General features: G+C 44.8%; 17 protein-coding genes. 12 read left to right on the top strand and 5 right to left on the bottom strand.

The window, feature by feature from the left end; translation table 11 throughout:
* Positions 1 to 800 precede the first annotated feature (800 nt).
* Positions 801 to 1,757 (top strand): GGDEF domain-containing protein, encoded by a 957-nt coding sequence (locus NSQ38_RS16195; RefSeq protein WP_339782930.1) that lies wholly within the window; start codon positions 801 to 803, stop codon positions 1,755 to 1,757.
* Between the two features lie 185 nt (positions 1,758 to 1,942).
* Here NSQ38_RS16195 and NSQ38_RS16200 read toward each other — a convergent pair whose 3' ends face one another.
* The gene (locus NSQ38_RS16200; RefSeq protein WP_339782931.1) at positions 1,943 to 2,755 is read right to left on the bottom strand and encodes a hypothetical protein; all 813 of its coding nucleotides are present in this window, start codon (positions 2,753 to 2,755) and stop codon (positions 1,943 to 1,945) included.
* A 264-nt stretch (positions 2,756 to 3,019) separates the two neighbouring features.
* Between NSQ38_RS16200 and NSQ38_RS16205 the strand changes: the two genes are divergently transcribed.
* From NSQ38_RS16205 to NSQ38_RS16225, 5 genes are all read left to right on the top strand, one after another.
* A complete protein-coding gene (locus NSQ38_RS16205) occupies positions 3,020 to 4,918 on the top strand; it encodes an AraC family transcriptional regulator (RefSeq protein WP_339782933.1) in 1,899 nt (632 codons plus the stop codon).
* Between the two features lie 188 nt (positions 4,919 to 5,106).
* On the top strand, positions 5,107 to 7,080 hold the full coding sequence (locus NSQ38_RS16210) for an AraC family transcriptional regulator (RefSeq protein ID WP_339782935.1): 1,974 nt from the start codon (positions 5,107 to 5,109) through the stop codon (positions 7,078 to 7,080).
* Between the two features lie 159 nt (positions 7,081 to 7,239).
* A complete protein-coding gene (locus tag NSQ38_RS16215; RefSeq protein ID WP_338587725.1) occupies positions 7,240 to 8,277 on the top strand; it encodes an NAD(P)/FAD-dependent oxidoreductase in 1,038 nt (345 codons plus the stop codon).
* A 397-nt stretch (positions 8,278 to 8,674) separates the two neighbouring features.
* Positions 8,675 to 9,325, top strand: coding sequence for a hypothetical protein (locus NSQ38_RS16220; RefSeq protein WP_339782937.1), 651 nt, complete (start codon positions 8,675 to 8,677; stop codon positions 9,323 to 9,325).
* A gap of 535 nt (positions 9,326 to 9,860) precedes the next feature.
* The gene (locus NSQ38_RS16225) at positions 9,861 to 10,337 is read left to right on the top strand and encodes a hypothetical protein (protein ID WP_017687614.1); all 477 of its coding nucleotides are present in this window, start codon (positions 9,861 to 9,863) and stop codon (positions 10,335 to 10,337) included.
* 117 nt (positions 10,338 to 10,454) lie between these two features.
* Here the strand turns inward: NSQ38_RS16225 and NSQ38_RS16230 are convergent, their stop codons facing one another.
* Positions 10,455 to 11,054 (bottom strand): thymidine kinase, encoded by a 600-nt coding sequence (locus NSQ38_RS16230; RefSeq protein ID WP_062835251.1) that lies wholly within the window; start codon positions 11,052 to 11,054, stop codon positions 10,455 to 10,457.
* 176 nt (positions 11,055 to 11,230) lie between these two features.
* On the opposite strand from NSQ38_RS16230, the gene NSQ38_RS16235 reads away from it, so the two are divergent.
* Entirely contained in the window at positions 11,231 to 11,443 is a 213-nt protein-coding gene (locus NSQ38_RS16235) for a hypothetical protein (protein WP_339782938.1), read from the top strand.
* A gap of 8 nt (positions 11,444 to 11,451) precedes the next feature.
* Here the strand turns inward: NSQ38_RS16235 and NSQ38_RS16240 are convergent, their stop codons facing one another.
* The gene (locus tag NSQ38_RS16240) at positions 11,452 to 11,799 is read right to left on the bottom strand and encodes a potassium channel family protein (RefSeq protein WP_339782939.1); all 348 of its coding nucleotides are present in this window, start codon (positions 11,797 to 11,799) and stop codon (positions 11,452 to 11,454) included.
* 65 nt (positions 11,800 to 11,864) lie between these two features.
* Complete coding sequence (locus tag NSQ38_RS16245; protein WP_036607881.1) at positions 11,865 to 12,176, bottom strand: DUF2627 domain-containing protein; 312 nt, start codon at positions 12,174 to 12,176, stop codon at positions 11,865 to 11,867.
* 230 nt (positions 12,177 to 12,406) lie between these two features.
* Here NSQ38_RS16245 and lpdA point away from each other — a divergent pair, with 230 nt between their 5' ends.
* The 5 genes from lpdA to lipB all read left to right on the top strand — a co-directional run bounded on the left by lpdA (position 12,407) and on the right by lipB (position 18,306).
* A complete protein-coding gene (gene lpdA, locus NSQ38_RS16250; RefSeq protein ID WP_133385407.1) occupies positions 12,407 to 13,831 on the top strand; it encodes a dihydrolipoyl dehydrogenase in 1,425 nt (474 codons plus the stop codon).
* 139 nt (positions 13,832 to 13,970) lie between these two features.
* On the top strand, positions 13,971 to 14,999 hold the full coding sequence (locus NSQ38_RS16255; RefSeq protein ID WP_036607878.1) for a thiamine pyrophosphate-dependent dehydrogenase E1 component subunit alpha: 1,029 nt from the start codon (positions 13,971 to 13,973) through the stop codon (positions 14,997 to 14,999).
* 2 nt (positions 15,000 to 15,001) lie between these two features.
* Positions 15,002 to 15,988, top strand: coding sequence for an alpha-ketoacid dehydrogenase subunit beta (locus tag NSQ38_RS16260; RefSeq protein WP_339782941.1), 987 nt, complete (start codon positions 15,002 to 15,004; stop codon positions 15,986 to 15,988).
* A 47-nt stretch (positions 15,989 to 16,035) separates the two neighbouring features.
* Entirely contained in the window at positions 16,036 to 17,487 is a 1,452-nt protein-coding gene (locus NSQ38_RS16265; protein ID WP_339782944.1) for a dihydrolipoamide acetyltransferase family protein, read from the top strand.
* 111 nt (positions 17,488 to 17,598) lie between these two features.
* Positions 17,599 to 18,306: a lipoyl(octanoyl) transferase LipB gene (gene lipB, locus NSQ38_RS16270; protein WP_339782945.1), complete on the top strand. Its 708-nt coding sequence runs from the start codon at positions 17,599 to 17,601 to the stop codon at positions 18,304 to 18,306.
* Between the two features lie 26 nt (positions 18,307 to 18,332).
* Here lipB and prli42 read toward each other — a convergent pair whose 3' ends face one another.
* Entirely contained in the window at positions 18,333 to 18,434 is a 102-nt protein-coding gene (prli42, locus tag NSQ38_RS16275) for a stressosome-associated protein Prli42 (RefSeq protein ID WP_017687624.1), read from the bottom strand.
* Between the last annotated feature and the right edge of the window lie 152 nt (positions 18,435 to 18,586).

Raw genomic sequence — 18,586 nt, forward strand, 5'->3', positions numbered from 1 at the left:
AGAAAATATTGAAGTGGAGGGATATTGAAATAACACGACTTTGAGACTGAGAGATCGTTCGTCTATTATATGTGTAACGATCGTTGGATTAAGGGAATCCGAAAAACTGAGTCTGTTGGAGTGTCTTAGTGGTAAGAATGCGATTCAAAGGATAAATGAAGTTACTGGTTTAGGAATAACAAGGGGCATGATAAAAGGAAATCTATCAAATGGACAACGGTTTGATAACAAAGAGTATTCTATTTTGATTATAGGGAAAGAAAGCTTAATGGGTACTCCAGAAATCATGGAAGTACTGAGATCCACGAAGAGAAACATAATAGTCTTATTGCTCGCCCAAATGGTAGCGTTACCAAAATTATACCTACATAGATGAAAAGGATTCTGTACGTATCGATTGGATAGATGAAGAAAAGACAATCAATTATGTGAATATAATACAAGGAGATGTATTGTTCAAGTGTGGATATACATTAACAGGACTGAATCCTGGTACGAGCTGTTCTCTTGGAGTAAAGGCTTTTGATACCAGTGGGAATATATCAATTATGACGCAGCACGGAGCAACTACAGTGCCAACGAATACCGTCATTTTATTGGATATAAGATATCCAGTAAATGACGGTATTTTGCATAACGAAATAACTCAGAACATGAGGATAAAAATTTTATTTCATAAACTTTTACCTCCAGTTAACGCTTTTTCAAGTAAAAAGTGGTACGATGTGACCATTGACAAAGACCTACATATATATTTGGAAAGTTCGGATTAGATGCTACGAACAGAGGAGTAGAATCGTATGTTTACGCAAATAGGCGAGATTGCTGAACCAATTCCTGTAGTACAATCTGATACAAAATGTGATATCGTTTTTCATCTTTTCAAGTCTAACCCTAGTCTGGAAGGTATAGCTGTTATGGGGGAGAAGGGTGTGTCATTAATGATGCGGCCCCGATTCTTTCAGCAGATTGGCACCCAATATGGCTATAATCTGTATATGGGACGTCCTGTAGAACTAGTAATGAACATGCAGGCGCTGGTCGTGGATTATTCGGAACAGATTACTGATGTCAGTGTTCTAGCCATGGACCGAGATGAAGGCGAAATATATGATCTTGTGCTGGTCACGTCAGGGGAAAGTTTCTATGGAGCTGTGAGTATTCGACGTTTGCTGCTTGCTGTTGCTGATGTACGGGCTGAAATGGCGATATTTATGAACCCGCTGACTGGCCTTCCAGGTAATCATATCATAAACGAAAGGCTGTCTCAGGCGCTTCAGATGGACCATTTTAGCGTACTGTACGTTGATCTCGATCAATTCAAATCCTACAATGATAGCTACGGCTTCAAAATGGGGGATCAGCTTATTCAGGCGACAGCTAACTTGCTTCGTAAGCTATTTGTTCCGCCTGAAGCTTTTCTTGGACATATCGGTGGTGATGATTTTATTACAATCCTGAATCACCATGATTACAAACATATTAGTGAGGAAGTCATCTCAGGTTTTGAGGAAATGAAAAAGACGTTTTACAACGAACATGATTGGCATAATCAATATGTTCTGGGGGAAGGACGTTCCGGGCTAAATCGGCCCATTCCTCTTGTGTCGGTATCTATCGCCGTTGTAACCAACAGCAAGCAAAAATATGAAAACATTGATCAGATTATTGATGAGGCCACACGCATCAAAAAAGGTTGTAAGGCGATTGCTGGAAGTATCATCTGTGCCAATGATACCGCCAGTACTCCGTGCTAGACATAAGAAATAATCATAGTAGCTACAACTACTAACGTTAAAGATACAAGAAAAACCGCTACTTATCAGGAGTTAGTCACCTGTAATAGCGGTTTTTCTATTATGTGATGCCAGTCGAGTGCTGTGTTGCGAAAACACTTCAACCTCATTATGTATACATATAAGTATGTTTGAGCAAAGGGTACTCAGATTCGAATATCGACGGATGGATATGAAGCAGCAGGAGATGCAGAAGCCGGAGTTTGCGGGCCGTTTCCGGATTTCTGGTCTGTGGTTCCGCCATCTGATGGATTCTCTTTACTTTCCGTTTTCTTTCCTTCGTTTATTTCCTGATCTTCTTCTGCAGATGTTGCAGAGATAGGAGTTTGTGCTGCCTCTTTAGGTGCGGGCTGATGGATCTCTTTAACCAAATCCCCAATCTTTTGATTGACCTTGCTGAGCTGAGAATTGATGTCCTGAACAACCTCTCGTTTTGCCTGAAAGACGGTGCGCTCTGAGTTTTCCAACATCATTGATTTGCCGAGATCGAGATCATTTGTAGGAGGATTAATCTCCAGGACGAGTCGGTCGAATCGCGTCTCTCCTTCAGTGGTCTGAATGGAGCCCTGCATGCGATCACGCAAGCCGACCAGCTTACCCAATTGATCATAAGTCTGACTATGTTTGATCAGGTGATCCAGTGAAGGGGCTTGTGTCTCGTCGGTTGGTTGGGGTTGTTGCTGTTGAGTCTTTTCGGGCTGTCTTAATTTGTTCTTTTCTTGCAATTCTTCAGCTTTAATTTGGGCAATCTGGCTATCGATCTGTGATATGGAGCTTGTTAAGGATTTAATTCGCTGAGCCTTGGTTTTGGTATCCAACTCGTCATTGGTTTTTACACCTTGCATTTCTTCATTGAGCCGGATCTTCTGCTGCATGAGTCCCTGAATTTCTTTATCCCTACTGGAGACTTGATTCCCGGGAGTGAAACTGCTTTTGGTTGCAGATGAGATTGAATTCATATCCTCTGTTCTCCTTCTCTCTTTATCATGGTTCTATTTCATATATCGGATGTTAAGAGAAGGATTTGAATAGCTTTTTTTGTCTGTGTGCATTCATTTACGTCGGTTGTATTGCGTACTTCATCATAATAATTGATAATGGTTATCAATAAGTGAGTAGAGTACAGATACAATTTATGTAGACGGAGATGGATTAGCAAAATGTGGAATGATTATTATATCCTTTGGAACTATGCTGCGGTGAGTATAACAGATATCCGTTACATGGAATTAGAGGCATATGAAGAGATGAAATACAAATTCCCGACAAGTACCTTTGTACTCACCATTCAGGGTGATGCTGGAGTGACGATTGACAATCAAACATATGACGTGAGTCGCTTTTATATTCTCCATGGGGGAAAAGGGAGTAAGTTGGTGATTCAAGCAGGCGAATCCGGATTGCGCTTATATTACTTGATGTACAAAGCAAACCTGCCTAGTGGAGGAAGAAATGATCTGGGAAGGTTAATGGAGCGAATCAATCCGTTTCAAATGAACTATGGCTTTACCCCCAATACGCCAACCATTTTATATGAGCAATTGAAAAAGATGCACGTTTTGTGGGATCAAAAGAACCCCATTCATCACTTTCAGGCCAAGAGTTTGTTCTATGCATTTGTGGAGCAGGTATCGTCACAGATACCTCTTGTATACAATCGCTATCCAAGTATGTTGGATCAGGTCAGCAAAGTCATTGAAATTATAAAGTCTTCCTACACCCAGCCACTTACGCTTCATATTTTGGCAGAAATGATTGGTACCAGCCCCAGAAGTTTGTCACGCAAGTTCAAACAGTCGACTGGAACCAGTCCGATCGATTATCTGCTTCAGTTTCGTTTGTTCAAAGCAAAGGAGATGTTGCTGCAAACAGACGCCACGCTGGATGAGATTGCATCCGGCATCGGTTATCCGGATGGATATTATTTGGGACGTATGTTCAAGAAACATACAGGTCTTTCTCCTTTGCAATTCAAAGAAAAGACCTCAGCACCCTTATATTGGCCTGATCTGACATTAGGCATGGCGCGAAATGACATTTTCAGAGGTGGAAGTGGAAGGTATGTTTATACTGATGGTGATAATCATTATCAATATAAGCATGGAGGGTCAATAAATATGAACAGACAGACAAGAACGGGAATGCTACTTAGTATTCTATTAAGTCTTACATTACTGTTAAGTGCCTGCTCTACAGGTGTTGCCAGTAATTCGAGTGGGGATGCTTCCGGAAGCAATAGTACGTCAAGTTCTACGAAGACAGTAACAGCGGAGAATCAAAGCAAAACATCGGAACCCCGCACAGTCTCAACGGTTAAGGGAGATATTACAATCCCGGCTGAACCTAAACGGATTGTGGTTGACTTGTATTTGGGAAGTCTGATCGCCCTAGGGATCAAACCTGTGGGTACACCCGAGATGAACCTCAAAAATCCGTATTTTATCAAATCACTTGAGGGTGTGCAAAATATTGGTGAATATGAAACCATTTCGCTCGAAAAGGTGTTGGAACTTGAACCGGATCTCATTGTGACAGGTAATCCTGATTTATTTGATTCCTTTAGCAAAATTGCACCTACCTTGGTTGTACCTTATGGCGAATTGAAAAACACCCACGAAGAAATTGCCTATTTCGGTGAAGTCCTGAATAAAGAAAAAGAATCTGAGGCATGGTTAACCGATTATGACGCAAGAATTGCAGATGCCAAGAAGCGCGTTCATGAGGCGATTGATCCGCAGGCCGAGGTGTCGGTCATGCAGTTCTATGATAAAGCACCGTTGGCCTTTGGTGATAATTTTGGTCGGGGAGGTCAGGCAGTCTACAGCGCGCTCGGGCTGAATCCTCCTGCAGATAAAAAAGAGATTTTAATGAAGGATCAACTGGTTGAAGTTTCATCGGAAGCGATTCCTGAGTTCGCCGGAGACTACATCATTCTAACAGCAGATAATCTGACCCTGGAAGAGTTGAAATCGAAACCGGTCTGGAGTTCACTGGATGCTGTTAAAAATGATCGTGTGTTTATCTGGAGCCCGGATCGTTCATGGTACTTTGACCCGATTGCAACATTGGACCAAACAGAGGAATTGGCCGCCTGGTTTACGAAGATCTCTGAACCAAAATAAGCATAACAAGTGATGGATGAGATGAAATCCAATTCCACTCTAAATTACAGTTGATAATGAAAATTATTATCATTTATAATAGAGGTATTATAGTGAACCACTGCTACACATATGTTATCGGATGTGTGGCAGAATGATGACCTTGTAAGGCCTTTATTCCGGGTGAGGTTGGGATTGGAGAGTATTCGATGCAATTAGACGAACAGATGAAATGCTGGAATCATGCCGCTGTTAAGGTTCTGGATATACGCCGAATCGTTATGGAGGCAGGGGCACAACTGAGTTCTTACACACTTCCGGCAAATGGTTTTATATATACGATTCGAGGATCGGCTGTGCTTCAGTTGGATGGACAAACATACAAGGCAGAGCGGTTCTACATGCTTCATGGGGCGAAAGGATCTTCACTGGATATCCAAACCAACGAAGATTTTGAATATATTCTGCTCTATTACAGAGCATTCCTTGCCTTTCCTAGTTATCGTAAAAAGTGGTTATTGGCACAGCCGGAAGTTGCGCCGTTCTCTTTGCAATATGGATTTGCACCGAGCAGTCCGCTGGGGTTGTTACGTTACCTTGATGAGCTTGAGGGTGCATGGATTCAATCTGGGAGTCTGGATCTGCTTCATACAAAAAGTTTATTTTACCAATTCATTCATGAAATGATGGTTCAGTTGGCAGAGCAGGAGATCAAAACAGAGCTTGCTGACCCGGTGAAACAAACACTTCGTTATATACAGAACCATTATAGGGAACAGGTCACGCTTGATTTCCTGGCTGAACAATTCAACTACAGCTCCCGTCATTTATCCATGCAATTCAAACGACAGACGGGTCACAGTCCCATTGATTATTTAATTCAGACCCGAATCGCTAAGGCTCGCAATCTGCTTTTGCGATCTGATGCAACGCTGAGTGAAATTGCAGCAGAAGTAGGTTATTCGGATGTGTATTATTTTAGTCGTATCTTCAAAAAACATGTGGGGATCTCTCCGATACAGTATCAACGAAAGATGAGAGAAGAAGCGAGAACAGAGGATCGTCCATTGGTAATCTCTGAATCGTCCATTGGCCGAAGATGGAAGTCGGGATATATTGATTATGAGAATCATTATCAATATATAGACGGAGGGTCTACACCAATGAAAAGAAGAAAAACAAGTTCCAGTATGATTATGGTTGCATTATTGAGCATAACGATGCTCCTCGCAGCCTGCTCTTCAGGTACAGCAACAACACCAGCAGCTGGCGAAGGAACGGGTGCCAGTTCCAATAACAGCAGTACGGCAGTATCATCAGACACAGGAAGCCAGACGAACAAAGACAATGAAACACGTACGGTCTCAACGGTTAAGGGCGACGTAGTTGTTCCAGCGAATCCGAAACGAGTTGTTGTATTGTATCTCCAGGGAGACGTCGTTGCGCTTGGAATTAAGCCAATTGCTACATCTGAAGTATTCAACGGGGCTGCCTACAAGAGTGAGCTTGAAGGTGTAAATTCACTAGGCACCTGGTTCGAACCGAATCCTGAAGCTGTCATTGACCTTGATCCGGATCTGATCATTGTTCCTTCAGAAGAGACGTATACGTTGTTAAAGGATATCGCACCAACGGTATATATTCCATACGAGAAAATGACAACAGAAGAAAGACTCCAGAGTATAGCGAGTATTTTTGGCAAAGAACAGGAAGCTGAGACATTAATCAATAATCTCAATAGCAAAGTCGAAGAGAGTAAGCAAACACTAGCAGATGCAGGCATATTGGACAAAACGGTTTCCATTGTGGAGGGCGGTTTGAAAGGTATGGTCGTTGTAGAGAGCAAGCAATATGGCCGAGGATCTCAGGCACTATATGAATACTTGGGGATGAAAGCACCTGAAGTGGTACAAAAGAAAATTGATGTAGTTTCGGAAGCGGGAGGCTCTAATCTATCCATGGAAGTACTGCCTGAATATATCGGGGACTACGTGTTTCGTTCGGTGTATGAAGGGGCAGATAACCTTACGGATGATCCAATATGGAGTAGCATCCCGGCTGTTAAAGAAGGTCGCCTAATTGAAATTGATTTTGATTTCTTCTACTATTCGGATATCTATTCAATCAATAAACAAATTGATTTTGTCGTTGAAAAGCTGTTGGCGGCTCCAAGAGCCCAATAGTAAAGAGCGGATTTGTTCGTGAAATTTTTGTACAAGAAATGTTTGTTTTTTAGCCATTGTAATTTGATAAGATTACCATTACACTAGGATTTAAGTGATAATGAGAATCGATATCAAATACTCGATGTTCTGGATCGAATTAACGGAGGTATTTTTAATATGAATCAGCAGTTGGAACTTTATGATGTAACCATTATCGGCGGTGGCCCTGCGGGCATGTACTCTGCCTTTTATAGCGGCATGCGAGATATGAAGACCAAGTTGATTGAGGCACGTGACAGATTGGGAGGTCGCATGCTCTTTTATCCGGAGAAAATGATCTGGGATGTCGGGGGTGTGACGCCAATTCTGTGTGAAGATCTGATCAAACAATTGGAAGAACAGGCAAAAACTTTTGAGCCAACCCTCGTATTTGAACAACAGATCGAAGGATTCGAGCGTCAACCTGATGGCACAATTCTGCTAACTTCTGCAACAGGTGAGCAACACTGGACACGTACCGTCATTATGGCAATCGGATATGGTATATATAAAATGGCCAAGCTGGAGCTTGAAGGTGCAGACCGTTACGAGGTTAGCAATCTGCACTATACCGTGCAAGAACTGGAGCCATTCCGTGGTAAACGCGTGTTGATCTCGGGTGGAGGCGACTCTGCTGTGGACTGGGCGAATGAACTGGAAGCCCTGGCAGAGCAAGTTACGGTTGTGCATCGTCGTGACCGCTTTGGCGGGTTGGAGCGTAATGTACTGCGTATGAGAGAATCCTCTGTAGATGTCCGTACACCATATGCGGTAGAGACTTTGCATAGTATGAGTGGTGATGTGATTGAACAGGTGACTATCTCACACGTGGACACAGGCGAAACTGAACTGCTTGAAGTCGATGCTGTCATTGTAAATCACGGCATGAAGAGTGACTTTGGTCCAATCCGGGATTGGGGACTTGATCTTGGCGAATGGCATGTCACTACAACGGAGAGATTGCAAACCAATATTCCCGGTGTTTTTGCCGCAGGTGATTTTGTAGATTATGGTAGCAAACTGTATTTGATTGCTGGTACTTTCACTGATGCAGCCCTAGCGGTAAACAGTGCAAAGCTTTACATGGACCCTGAAGCGGAAAAAGTGGCTTATGTTTCTTCCCATAACAGTCGTTTTAAGGAGAAAAATAAAGCTCTTGGTGTTGTAGAAGAATAAATGTTTACATGTGGCTACGAGTAAGATGACTTTGGGTTAATCCCGAAGTCATCTTTTTTGCATAAAATGGGTAATAAGAAGGCATAATTTTACCAGAAGCAAAGACTTCCGAATTGTATATACACTACCAAATGTCTATAATAAGCCTGAGAAACATTAGAATCACAACTATATAAATTGAAATAATAATTTACACGATAACGGAGAGGACAGAAAAAATCTGAAAAAGCGAAGCGGGCGCCTTTATCACCGGATTTTCCCTTGAGAAAAAGGGAATCGAAAAAATCTGGGGGATAACAGCGATTGGAAGATTGTTCTGTCATCGTAGTGCCAGTGTAAATAAACTTTAATTCAACTTATATAGATACTATAACTAGATCAGAGTGGAGTGCAGCGTATGAAAAAGGGATCACAGCCACAACGAGGTTTCACCTTCATCCAGCGGTGGTTCAAACGATCTGATAAAAAAAAGATCAAATGGTCTGAAATGTATCTCGCACTTGCTGGTGCGCTTCATCGCTTGTTGGTTGAAGGTCGGCGTGAACGCTCAGCAGCCAAACGGCTGCATCAGGACTTGCCTATTAACGTGTTGGGCGAGATGAAGCTAGAGCCAGGGGATATTGTGTACACGCCAAGCTCAGAATCAACCTATTACGCCGGGCATATGGGCATTATCGGTCTCGACGGAAAAGTGTATCATGTGCATCCTTATGGGCCTGTATTTGCTGATTCATTAGAGTGGTATCTCACGCGTTTTTATGAAGGAGATCGCTTTATTATATTCCGTTCCAGACTGAATGAGGCAGGCATGAAAGCAGCCGGGTGGGTACATGACCATTACAAGCAGGTAAAATTCTACCGTTTGCAGACCAATCTGCGCAGTATTGAGCGCAATTATTGCTCCAAGTTTATATATCAGGCTTATCAGTTCACATCGGGACTGGATCTGTGGAGCCGCAAATTTACCCGAATGAATCAGGGGTATATCTATCCATTTCGAATTGAGCGCTCATCAGAGCTGGACGTTCTGGGAACTTTTTATAAATAAGGATGGAACCGACTAAAATACTGTTCTTCCGAAAAAAAAGGAGAGCAGGTTCTGTCGGTTTTTTTTATATGTGTAGAGATTAAAAACAGGAAAAACGCTCAAAACGTCGAATAGATTATGAGATAGGCATGCACAACTTGGAATCGTATACATAAAAAAAGACAAGATGATTTTTAGCCCAGAGTAAAAAAATGACTACGAAGTAGACGAACAAGAAAGAGTGAAGCGAGATGAAATGGCCGGGTTTCTTACAACGATTCCGACCGAACAAAAACGTGGTTAAGCTATCGGACTATATCCCAAAAAAGGAAAGGAGGCACTACTGTTCCATATGCAAGAAAAACGTTAAATCGGTCGTGCATTATGCGGCGCCACAGGGAAATGTTTCAGGTGTATGCAGTTCTTGTAAGTCTTTGGCGGATGAACGTGGAATGTTTCCCATTTAATAAGAAGAGATGCGCTCAGGAAATAAGAATTTTTTGATTTATGCGCGTTTTTGTAGTACATTAGCAAATGTATTCGAAGGAGGATTCTAATGTACTCAGGTAGACAAGACGATACTTTATACATCATGACCTACACCTTAAACAGCGGTATCAAGGGTACGGTTCCACTGTCTAATAAGCAGATTATTGAGTGGCTGGATTGCTACAGAAATGAGAAGCGCTTCGTGACCGAAATCGGCAAGGAGTTTTTTGGATTGAATGCAGGATTGGTAGCAGACTTCAAGGTTCAAAATCATTTATCGGATTATCAGCAGACCATTATGCCTACACAGCAGCAGGATAACCTGGAACGCTTGTCCAGTGCTTATAAATCAACCGAGTTATTAATGAAGATTGATTGTAAATGTGGCACGGCTTATGTGACGGAATCTCCATACAAGCGCACAAAATGGTACTGTACAAAGTGTAAAGAGATTGTATTTTTGGATGCCAAAAAAGGAATGGTGGAAACGTCGCGTGGTGACGCTTACTACATGACCAACAAATATTTTGTTTCCCGTGACTAGCGGGAAGTGACTCTGGAAGCATCGCTGCGAAGCGGTGCTTTTTTGTGCGAATGTTTGCTCTATAACAAAAAAAGCCCCAAGGGGCCTTTTTGGAAGATATCAAAAATCTTTTAGCAATTATGATGAGCATTCAACTTTGTGAGGAGGAATGAAGCAGCAACGACAGCGTGGCTCGTAAGCTTCTGAATCGCCAATCATGACAACCGGACCCAAGGTAACAGGCTCCCCATTGACGATACGTTGCGTAAAGGCTGCATCCGGGCTGCCACATACCGCACAGAAAGCCGAGAGTTTCTCAATGTCGTCTGCCATGGCAAGCAAACCGCCGACATATCCGAATTCCTTACCACGGTAATCCATATTAAGTCCGTCCACAATGACATGTTTGCCACAATACGCTAACTCCGAGACAAGTTCCATAATGGCACTGCTGAAAAATTGTACTTCATCAAATGCAACAACATCAGCATCTATGGTTTGGTTCAAGATCATTTCTACGGATTCCGGGGTTAATTGCCGGGGAATGGAATGGGCAGGGAGTCGATAACCAATTCGGCTTACGATCTCGTCCTGGGCAAACCGATCATCCTCGGCTGGTTTGTAGGCCACAACCTTTTTACGGCCAAATTGTATTAATTTCTGACAACGGCGAATGAGTTCACCGGATTTTTCACTGAACATGGGTCCAGTAATTACGGTAATACGTCCTGTTTGCACGGTGCTGCTACTCCTCTCACATACGGGATTCAACAAAAAAAGCGACCATTACAGAGTACCACAAAATCTTTGGAAAGAGCCAGAACTAATCTGCGCAGCTTTGTGTTACTATATGGATTGTTAAGGTATTGGTTACGGTAGCTAATTAACAGGAGTTGTGAAAAGAGGTGTTTAGTATGAGTGAAGCATTAACATCACTTCAAAAGCGATATGAAAGCTTGAAAGAGCAGGGGTCTCTAGATGAAGCGTCGCAGGTATTATTTGCAGAACTGTTCGCAGAAGCGGAGCGACTGCAGGCAAGTAACCTGACGTTGCGTAGAACGATCTTGAAGTCTTCTTCCAAAGAATCACGTATGTCTACCAAACTGCGGGATGCCTTATACGAATGACCCGGAGATTAATCCGGGTCCTCTTCTGTCTTTAATTTGCGAGGGAATAGAATACCTGCTGTAATTCTGGCAATCATGGCAAAGGTGAGACCAATGCCTGCAAACATGTAGATCACGGTAAAGGCTTTGCTGAATCCGGTGGTTGGCACAAATTCAGGATGTCCCACCGTAGTCAGAGTAACCGCACAGAAGTATAACGCATCGATCCAGTGCAGACCTTCAACACGAGTGTAAAACAAAGTGCCTGACAGTAACGTTGCTGCCGTTAACGCGAACAGAGCCAGAAACTTCGGGTCTTTGAACGCATGGAAAATGCCTTTGAGCAATCGTTGTAACGTGATTAGAAATGATACCATGATGATCCATCCTGTCTATGTAAAGTTGTCGGTATGTGTTGTATAAACACACAAAAAGCCCGGACTCATGGAGTCCTTCCGGGCGTCTCTGCTTTTTCGGGTACACTTTTGGACCGGAAACGGGGACCTACATAATTACGCTTGCGGTCACGGAACAGGATCCAGCCTCCCAGAAAACTCATACCTGCGGCAAAAAGGACAAGTCCACCGCCAAAGGAAAGCCACTGGAACCCTGGTGAAATCAGTTCGTTCCCGTGCTCGGCATAATATAGGAACAGGGCATCTTTCATCATCAGAAAACCCTTCATTGCCATTAAACCGGGGATGACCAGAACAACAATTGCCAAAAATCGCGCAAAGACCAATCTTGTATTCATGAGCATTATACCCTTTCTGCCAAAGTCGACATTAAATAAAGGTTACGCTTACAGATCATACCTGATTCCATCATAGCTTGGAATGCATAGGCTGTCCATGTGTGATTGCTTCAAACTTTGAGTTGACCGCTTAAGGAGAGTACAATGGCATATAGAGGGTATAAGCTAAACCATGATTTAAGCCATCATAAATTATATTGAAATTTGATTCATAGAGGAGAGCCTGAGAGATGCCAATTACATGTGATGTTGCAATTCTTGGAGGAGGAACCGGTGGATATGTAGCCGCAATCCGGGCTGCACAGCTGGGGAAACAAGTCGTTATCATTGAGAAGGACAAGCTTGGTGGAACCTGTCTGCATCGTGGCTGTATTCCGAGTAAGGCTTTGCTGAAAAGCGCGGAAGTGTACGCCGAGATTCAAGAGAGCGAGACGTATGGTATCGAGACCGCTGGGGCCACACTTGTATTTCCCAAAGTACAGGCGCGCAAGGATGCAATTGTCGAACAGCTTCATCAGGGCGTTCAGTATTTGATGAAAAAAAATAAAATCCAGGTTGTACACGCGAAAGGTCGCGTCATCGGACCATCCATCTTTTCACCGCAGAGCGGAGCAGTTGCTGTGGAGTTTGAAGATGGCGAGATGGATACGGTAGTTCCAACCAATCTCATCATTGCCACTGGTTCGCGTCCACGTGTGTTGCCGGGCCTGGAACCGGACGGCAAGTTTATTATGAGCAGTGACGAAGCCCTGCGTATGGATGAACTTCCTGCATCACTCATCATTGTCGGTGGGGGTGTGATTGGACTGGAGTGGGCATCCATGCTGAATGACTTTGGCGTAGACATCACAGTAGTAGAAGCAGCTGCTCACGTGTTGCCGGCCGAGGATGAGGATGTTGCCAGAGAAATGCAGCGATTGCTAAGCAAACGAGGTGTTCGTTTCCTGACAGGTGCCACTGTTCTAACGGAAACATATAACACGGATCAAGAGGGCATCCAGATTGATGTGCAGCTTGGTGACGATAAGCAGGAAACGCTGAGAGCGGAGAAAATGCTCGTGTCGGTTGGACGTCAGGCTAATGTCGAAAATATCGGACTCGAAAATACAGATATCAAACTGGAGCGTGGGTTCATCGCTGTGAACAAACAGTTACAGACCGGCGAAGGTCACATCTACGCCATTGGTGACTGCATCGGCGGTTTACAGCTTGCACATGCTGCAAGTCATGAAGGCATTCTCGCTGTGGATCATCTGGCGGGCGAAACGGTACATGCCGTAGAATCCCATCGCATCCCGCGCTGTGTGTATACACGTCCGGAAGCAGCAAGCATCGGATTCACCGAGCGTGAAGCCAAAGAACGTGGCTATGATATTAAAACAGGCAAGTTCCCATTTTCGGCCATTGGCAAATCGCTTATTCACGGAAGTCGGGATGGATTCGTGAAGGTGATCGCAGATGCCAAGACGAATGATATATTGGGGGTACATATGATTGGCACCCATGTGACGGAATTAATCGCTGAGGCTTCTCTGGCTCAGATGCTGGATGCCACACCTTGGGAAGTCGGACAAACCATTCATCCGCACCCTTCTCTATCGGAAATTATGGGTGAAGCCATGCTGGCGGTCGATGGAAAGGCCATTGGGATGTAAGCCAAACAAGCTTATGAGAAAGGTCCTTTCCTTTTTTGGGTAAAAGGGATTATAATAAGGTTAAGCCAAGTCTTAGTACCAGGTTATAAGATCGGGTAGTAAGAGTGGCACAGGCTCTGATTAAAAGGAGGTACCTCATATGAGTTCACAAGGTACTGCAGACGCGGTCCACCGGCATCAACAGCTGGGACTTAGCGATGGTGAAGTATTGGATATGTACAAATACATGCTGCTCGCACGCAAGTTTGACGAGCGTTGCTTGCTCTTGCAACGGGCTGGCAAAATTAACTTTCACGTATCCGGTGTAGGACAGGAAGCTGCGCAAGTAGGCGCTGCTTTTGGTCTGGATCGGGATCACGATTATTATTTACCTTATTACCGCGATTACGGCTTTGTACTGGCGGTAGGCATGACTCCGCGTGAGTTGATGCTGTCTGCTTTTGCGAAGGCAGAAGATCCGAATAGTGGCGGTCGGCAAATGCCGGGTCACTTCGGTCACAAAAAGCTGCGGATTGTGACGGGTTCCAGCCCGGTTACAACACAGGTTCCGCACGCTGTTGGATTTGCGCTGGCTGCCAAAATGAAGAAGCAAGAATTTGTTTCTTTTGTTACCTTTGGCGAAGGATCAAGCAACCAGGGTGACTTCCACGAGGGAGCCAACTTTGCAGGTGTGCATAAATTGCCTGTCATTATTATGTGTGAGAACAATCAATATGCAATTTCGGTACCGATTCACAAACAGTTGAGCGGCAAAATATCCGATCGAGCACAAGGATACGGGTTCCCTGGACTGCGTGTAGATGGAAACGATGCATTAGAAGTATACGCTGCAGTGAAGGAAGCGCGTCGCCGTGCTATAGCCGGAGAAGGCCCGACACTGATTGAAGCGATGATGTATCGGTTGTCACCTCACTCCACCTCCGATAATGATCTGGCTTACCGGACCAAAGAGGAAGTTGAGGAGAACTGGAAGAAAGATGGCGTTCCTCGCATGAAGAACTACTTGATCGATTGCGGCATCTGGGACGAAGCCCGGGATGCGGATCTGGCTTCGCAGCTTGCGATGGAAATGAAAGAAGCAACTGAATATGCAGACAACGCACCATATCCTAAACCTGAGGATACTCTGACGCACGTTTATGCGGACAGCGAAGAAGGGGGACGGTAAGTATGGCAGTGATGGAATATATTGATGCAATCCGTCTCGCGATGAAAGAAGAGATGGAACGGGATGAGAATGTTTTTATCCTTGGTGAAGACGTAGGTCTCAAAGGTGGTGTGTTTACCACAACTAAAGGGCTGCAAGATCAGTTTGGCGAAATGCGAGTGATGGACACACCTTTGTCTGAATCCGCTATTGCAGGTGTTGCCATTGGTGCAGCGATGTATGGCATGAAGCCGATTGCCGAAATGCAATATTCGGACTTCATGCTGCCGGCAACAAACCAGATCATTAGTGAAGCGGCGAAGATCCGCTATCGTTCCAACAATGACTGGAGCTGTCCGATTGTTATCCGCGCGCCGATTGGTGGCGGAATCTTCGGTGGGTTGTATCACTCCCAATGTCCGGAATCGATTTTCTTTGGTACACCTGGTCTGAAAATTATAGCACCCTACTCGGCATACGATGCCAAGGGACTGCTCAAGGCCGCTATTCGCGACCCGGACCCGGTACTCTTTTTTGAAAATAAAAAATGCTACAAGCTTATCAAGGAAGATGTGCCTGAAGATGATTACATCGTTCCGATTGGTAAAGCCAACGTACTTCGTGAGGGTGCGGATATTACGGTGATCGGTTACAGTCAGCCGCTGCATTTTGTAATGCAGGCTGCTGAGGAGCTGGAACGGGAAGAAGGCATTACTGCACACGTTCTGGATCTGCGCACATTGCAGCCGTTGGATCGTGAAGCCATTATCGCTTCCGCTCGTCTGACAGGCAAGGTGCTGATTGTACACGAAGATAACAAAACCGGTGGTGTAGGTGCCGAAGTTGCCGCTATTATTAGTGAGGAATGTCTATTTGAAATGGATGCACCGATTCAGCGTCTCTGCGGACCTGACGTGCCGGCCATGCCAATTAGCCCAACATTGGAGAAATTCTACATGCTGAGCAAGGACAAAGCCAAAGCAGCAATGCGTACACTTGCCGAGTTTTAATTTCGTTTTTTGGATCGTTTAAAAGTAAAGTTTGGAGTGATAATCAAATGGCTGAACGTATGAAATGGATCGAGGTCATTATGCCGCAATTGGCGGAATCGCTGGTCTCGGCTACCATAGGCAAATGGTTGAAAAAACCGGGCGACCGTGTGGAACAGTACGAGCCGATCTGTGAAGTAATCACTGATAAGGTTAATGCCGAGATTCCATCCACTGTGGATGGAATTATGGGTGACCTTTTGGTGGAAGAGGGCACAACGATTGCTGTTGGTGAAGCAATCTGCCGCATGCAGGTCGCAGCTTCTGACGAAGAAGTGGCCGAGCAAGTAACACAAGTATCGCAGCAACAGGAGCAAGTGCAGCAACATGTCAGCCACACTCCTGTTGCCGCCTCAAATACAGCAGCACATGACCCCAACCAGCCGATGCGCAATCGGTATTCCCCGGCAGTGCAATCCTTGGCAGCAGAGCATGGCTTGAACTTGCAAAGCATCCAAGGCACTGGAGCCGGTGGTCGTATTACCCGCAAAGATGTGCTGGCATTTGTTGCACAGGGAGGTAACGCGGCTGGATCGTCTGCGTCTGCACAAGCATCATCTGCAGCAGCACAGCATACACCTTCTGGTGTGCCGTCTGCTTCTCCATTCAGCGGAGTGAATCGTGGAAATGGAGAAATGGGTTTAACCGCTGGAGAAGCGATCTCAGCGTCCGATGCAGGTGTTCCTGTGAGACATTCAGGCATTCATCTAACCGAAAGCCCGAAAATTCCACAGATCGAAGTGGAAGGTGGCGGCCAGGGAAGATCGGAGTATTTCATCGATGTTACCCCTGTGCGTAATGCCATTGCCCGGAATATGCGTCAAAGCGTATCGGAAATCCCGCATGCATGGACAATGATCGAAGTGGACGTAACAAATCTTGTGATGCTGCGCAATAAACTTAAGGATGAGTTCAAGCGTAAGGAAGGCATCAATCTGACATATCTGTCCTTCATGATGAAGGGAGTCGTTAACGCGATTAAAGACTACCCAATCATGAACTCGGTATGGGCAGTGGACAAAATTATCGTCAAACGGGACATTAACCTGTCCATGGCGGTAGGAACCGAAGATTCCGTACTTACACCTGTAATCAAACATGCCGATCAGCGAAATATTGCAGGTCTGGCCCGTGAAGTGGATGAACTGGCTCGCAAAACACGTGAAGGTACGTTGAAGCTGGATCATATGCAAGGTGGTACGTTTACGGTAAACAACACAGGTTCATTTGGTTCGATCCTGTCCCAGCCAATCATTAACTACCCGCAGGCAGCGATTCTTACATTTGAGTCGATTGTCAAAAAGCCAGTGGTTATTAATGATATGATCGCTGTTCGTTCGATGGCTAACCTGTGTCTATCACTGGATCACCGAATCCTGGATGGTGTAATCAGCGGACGTTTCTTGCAACGTGTCAAAGAAAACCTTGAAGGATATACCATGGAGAGCAAGGTGTATTAAGTAAATAGTTGACGGGAAAGTGTATGTGCCGGAGGCCGTGCACTTTTCCTGCTGTCTATGGACAAGTGCTCAATTGTACAATGAACCTGAAGCAGAAGGGTGTGGGGAATCATGAGCAAGCCGCTGGATGTTGCATACATACCAATGCTTGATTATGAAGAGGCTTGGAACCGCCAGAAAGCGATTGTGCAGCGATTGGACGAGGGCGAGGGAGCGGAGCAGATGCTGCTTTTACAACACCCGCCTACGTATACAATCGGATCACAAAATCATCCGGAGCATCTGCTTCTCAGTCCGGAAGAGTTGCGTGAGCAAGGGATTTCTTTGTTTCAAATTGACCGTGGCGGTGATATTACTTATCATGGTCCGGGCCAGTTGGTAGGTTACCCGTTATTGATTCTTGGTCGGGATGAAGACCTGGATCTGCACGGCTATTTACGGAAACTTGAGCAGGTACTTATGGATTATCTCGCAGACCAGGGCATTGAAGCCGGACGCAAAGAGGGTTACACGGGTGTGTGGATTGGCGATATGAAGATTGCTGCAATCGGCATCAAGTTTAATCGTTGCAAACACCGCCGCGGTTTTGTGACCAGTCATGGGTTTGCTTTTAACATCAGCTCAGGCATTCAACATGCAGGTTTTCAGGGGATTGTTCCTTGTGGGATTGAGCAGTATGGCGTTACCTCACTGGAGGATATAACGGGCAAGTCCTATGCGGTGGAGCAGGTAGCGCAGGAGATTGTTCCGTACTTTAATCGTATCTTTCCGTATAAGATTAATTGGGTCACGGAAAAAGAAGCCCTTCAACGTCTGTAAACAGTTCGTCGAAAGGCTTTAGGTTGCTATCCGAACAGCAACGGTTCGAGAGCGATGAAAAGGGTGGACCCGATCATGGCGATCAGCATGAGATAGATGATGATTTTGAACCATTTCTTTTTTTGCATGATGAGAGAACTCCTTTCAACATAAAGTGTATGTTCAAAAAGACTGGTTTTCAGTACCAAGAAGATGGGATGAAGCTAGAAATGGAGTAGCGGAGCGTAGGGAAAACTACGTGAGCAACGGACATTTCGGCTGAATTCCATATTCGATGCTG

The sequence above is a fragment of the Paenibacillus sp. FSL R7-0313 genome (assembly GCF_037969885.1).
Lineage (GTDB): Bacteria > Bacillota > Bacilli > Paenibacillales > Paenibacillaceae > Paenibacillus.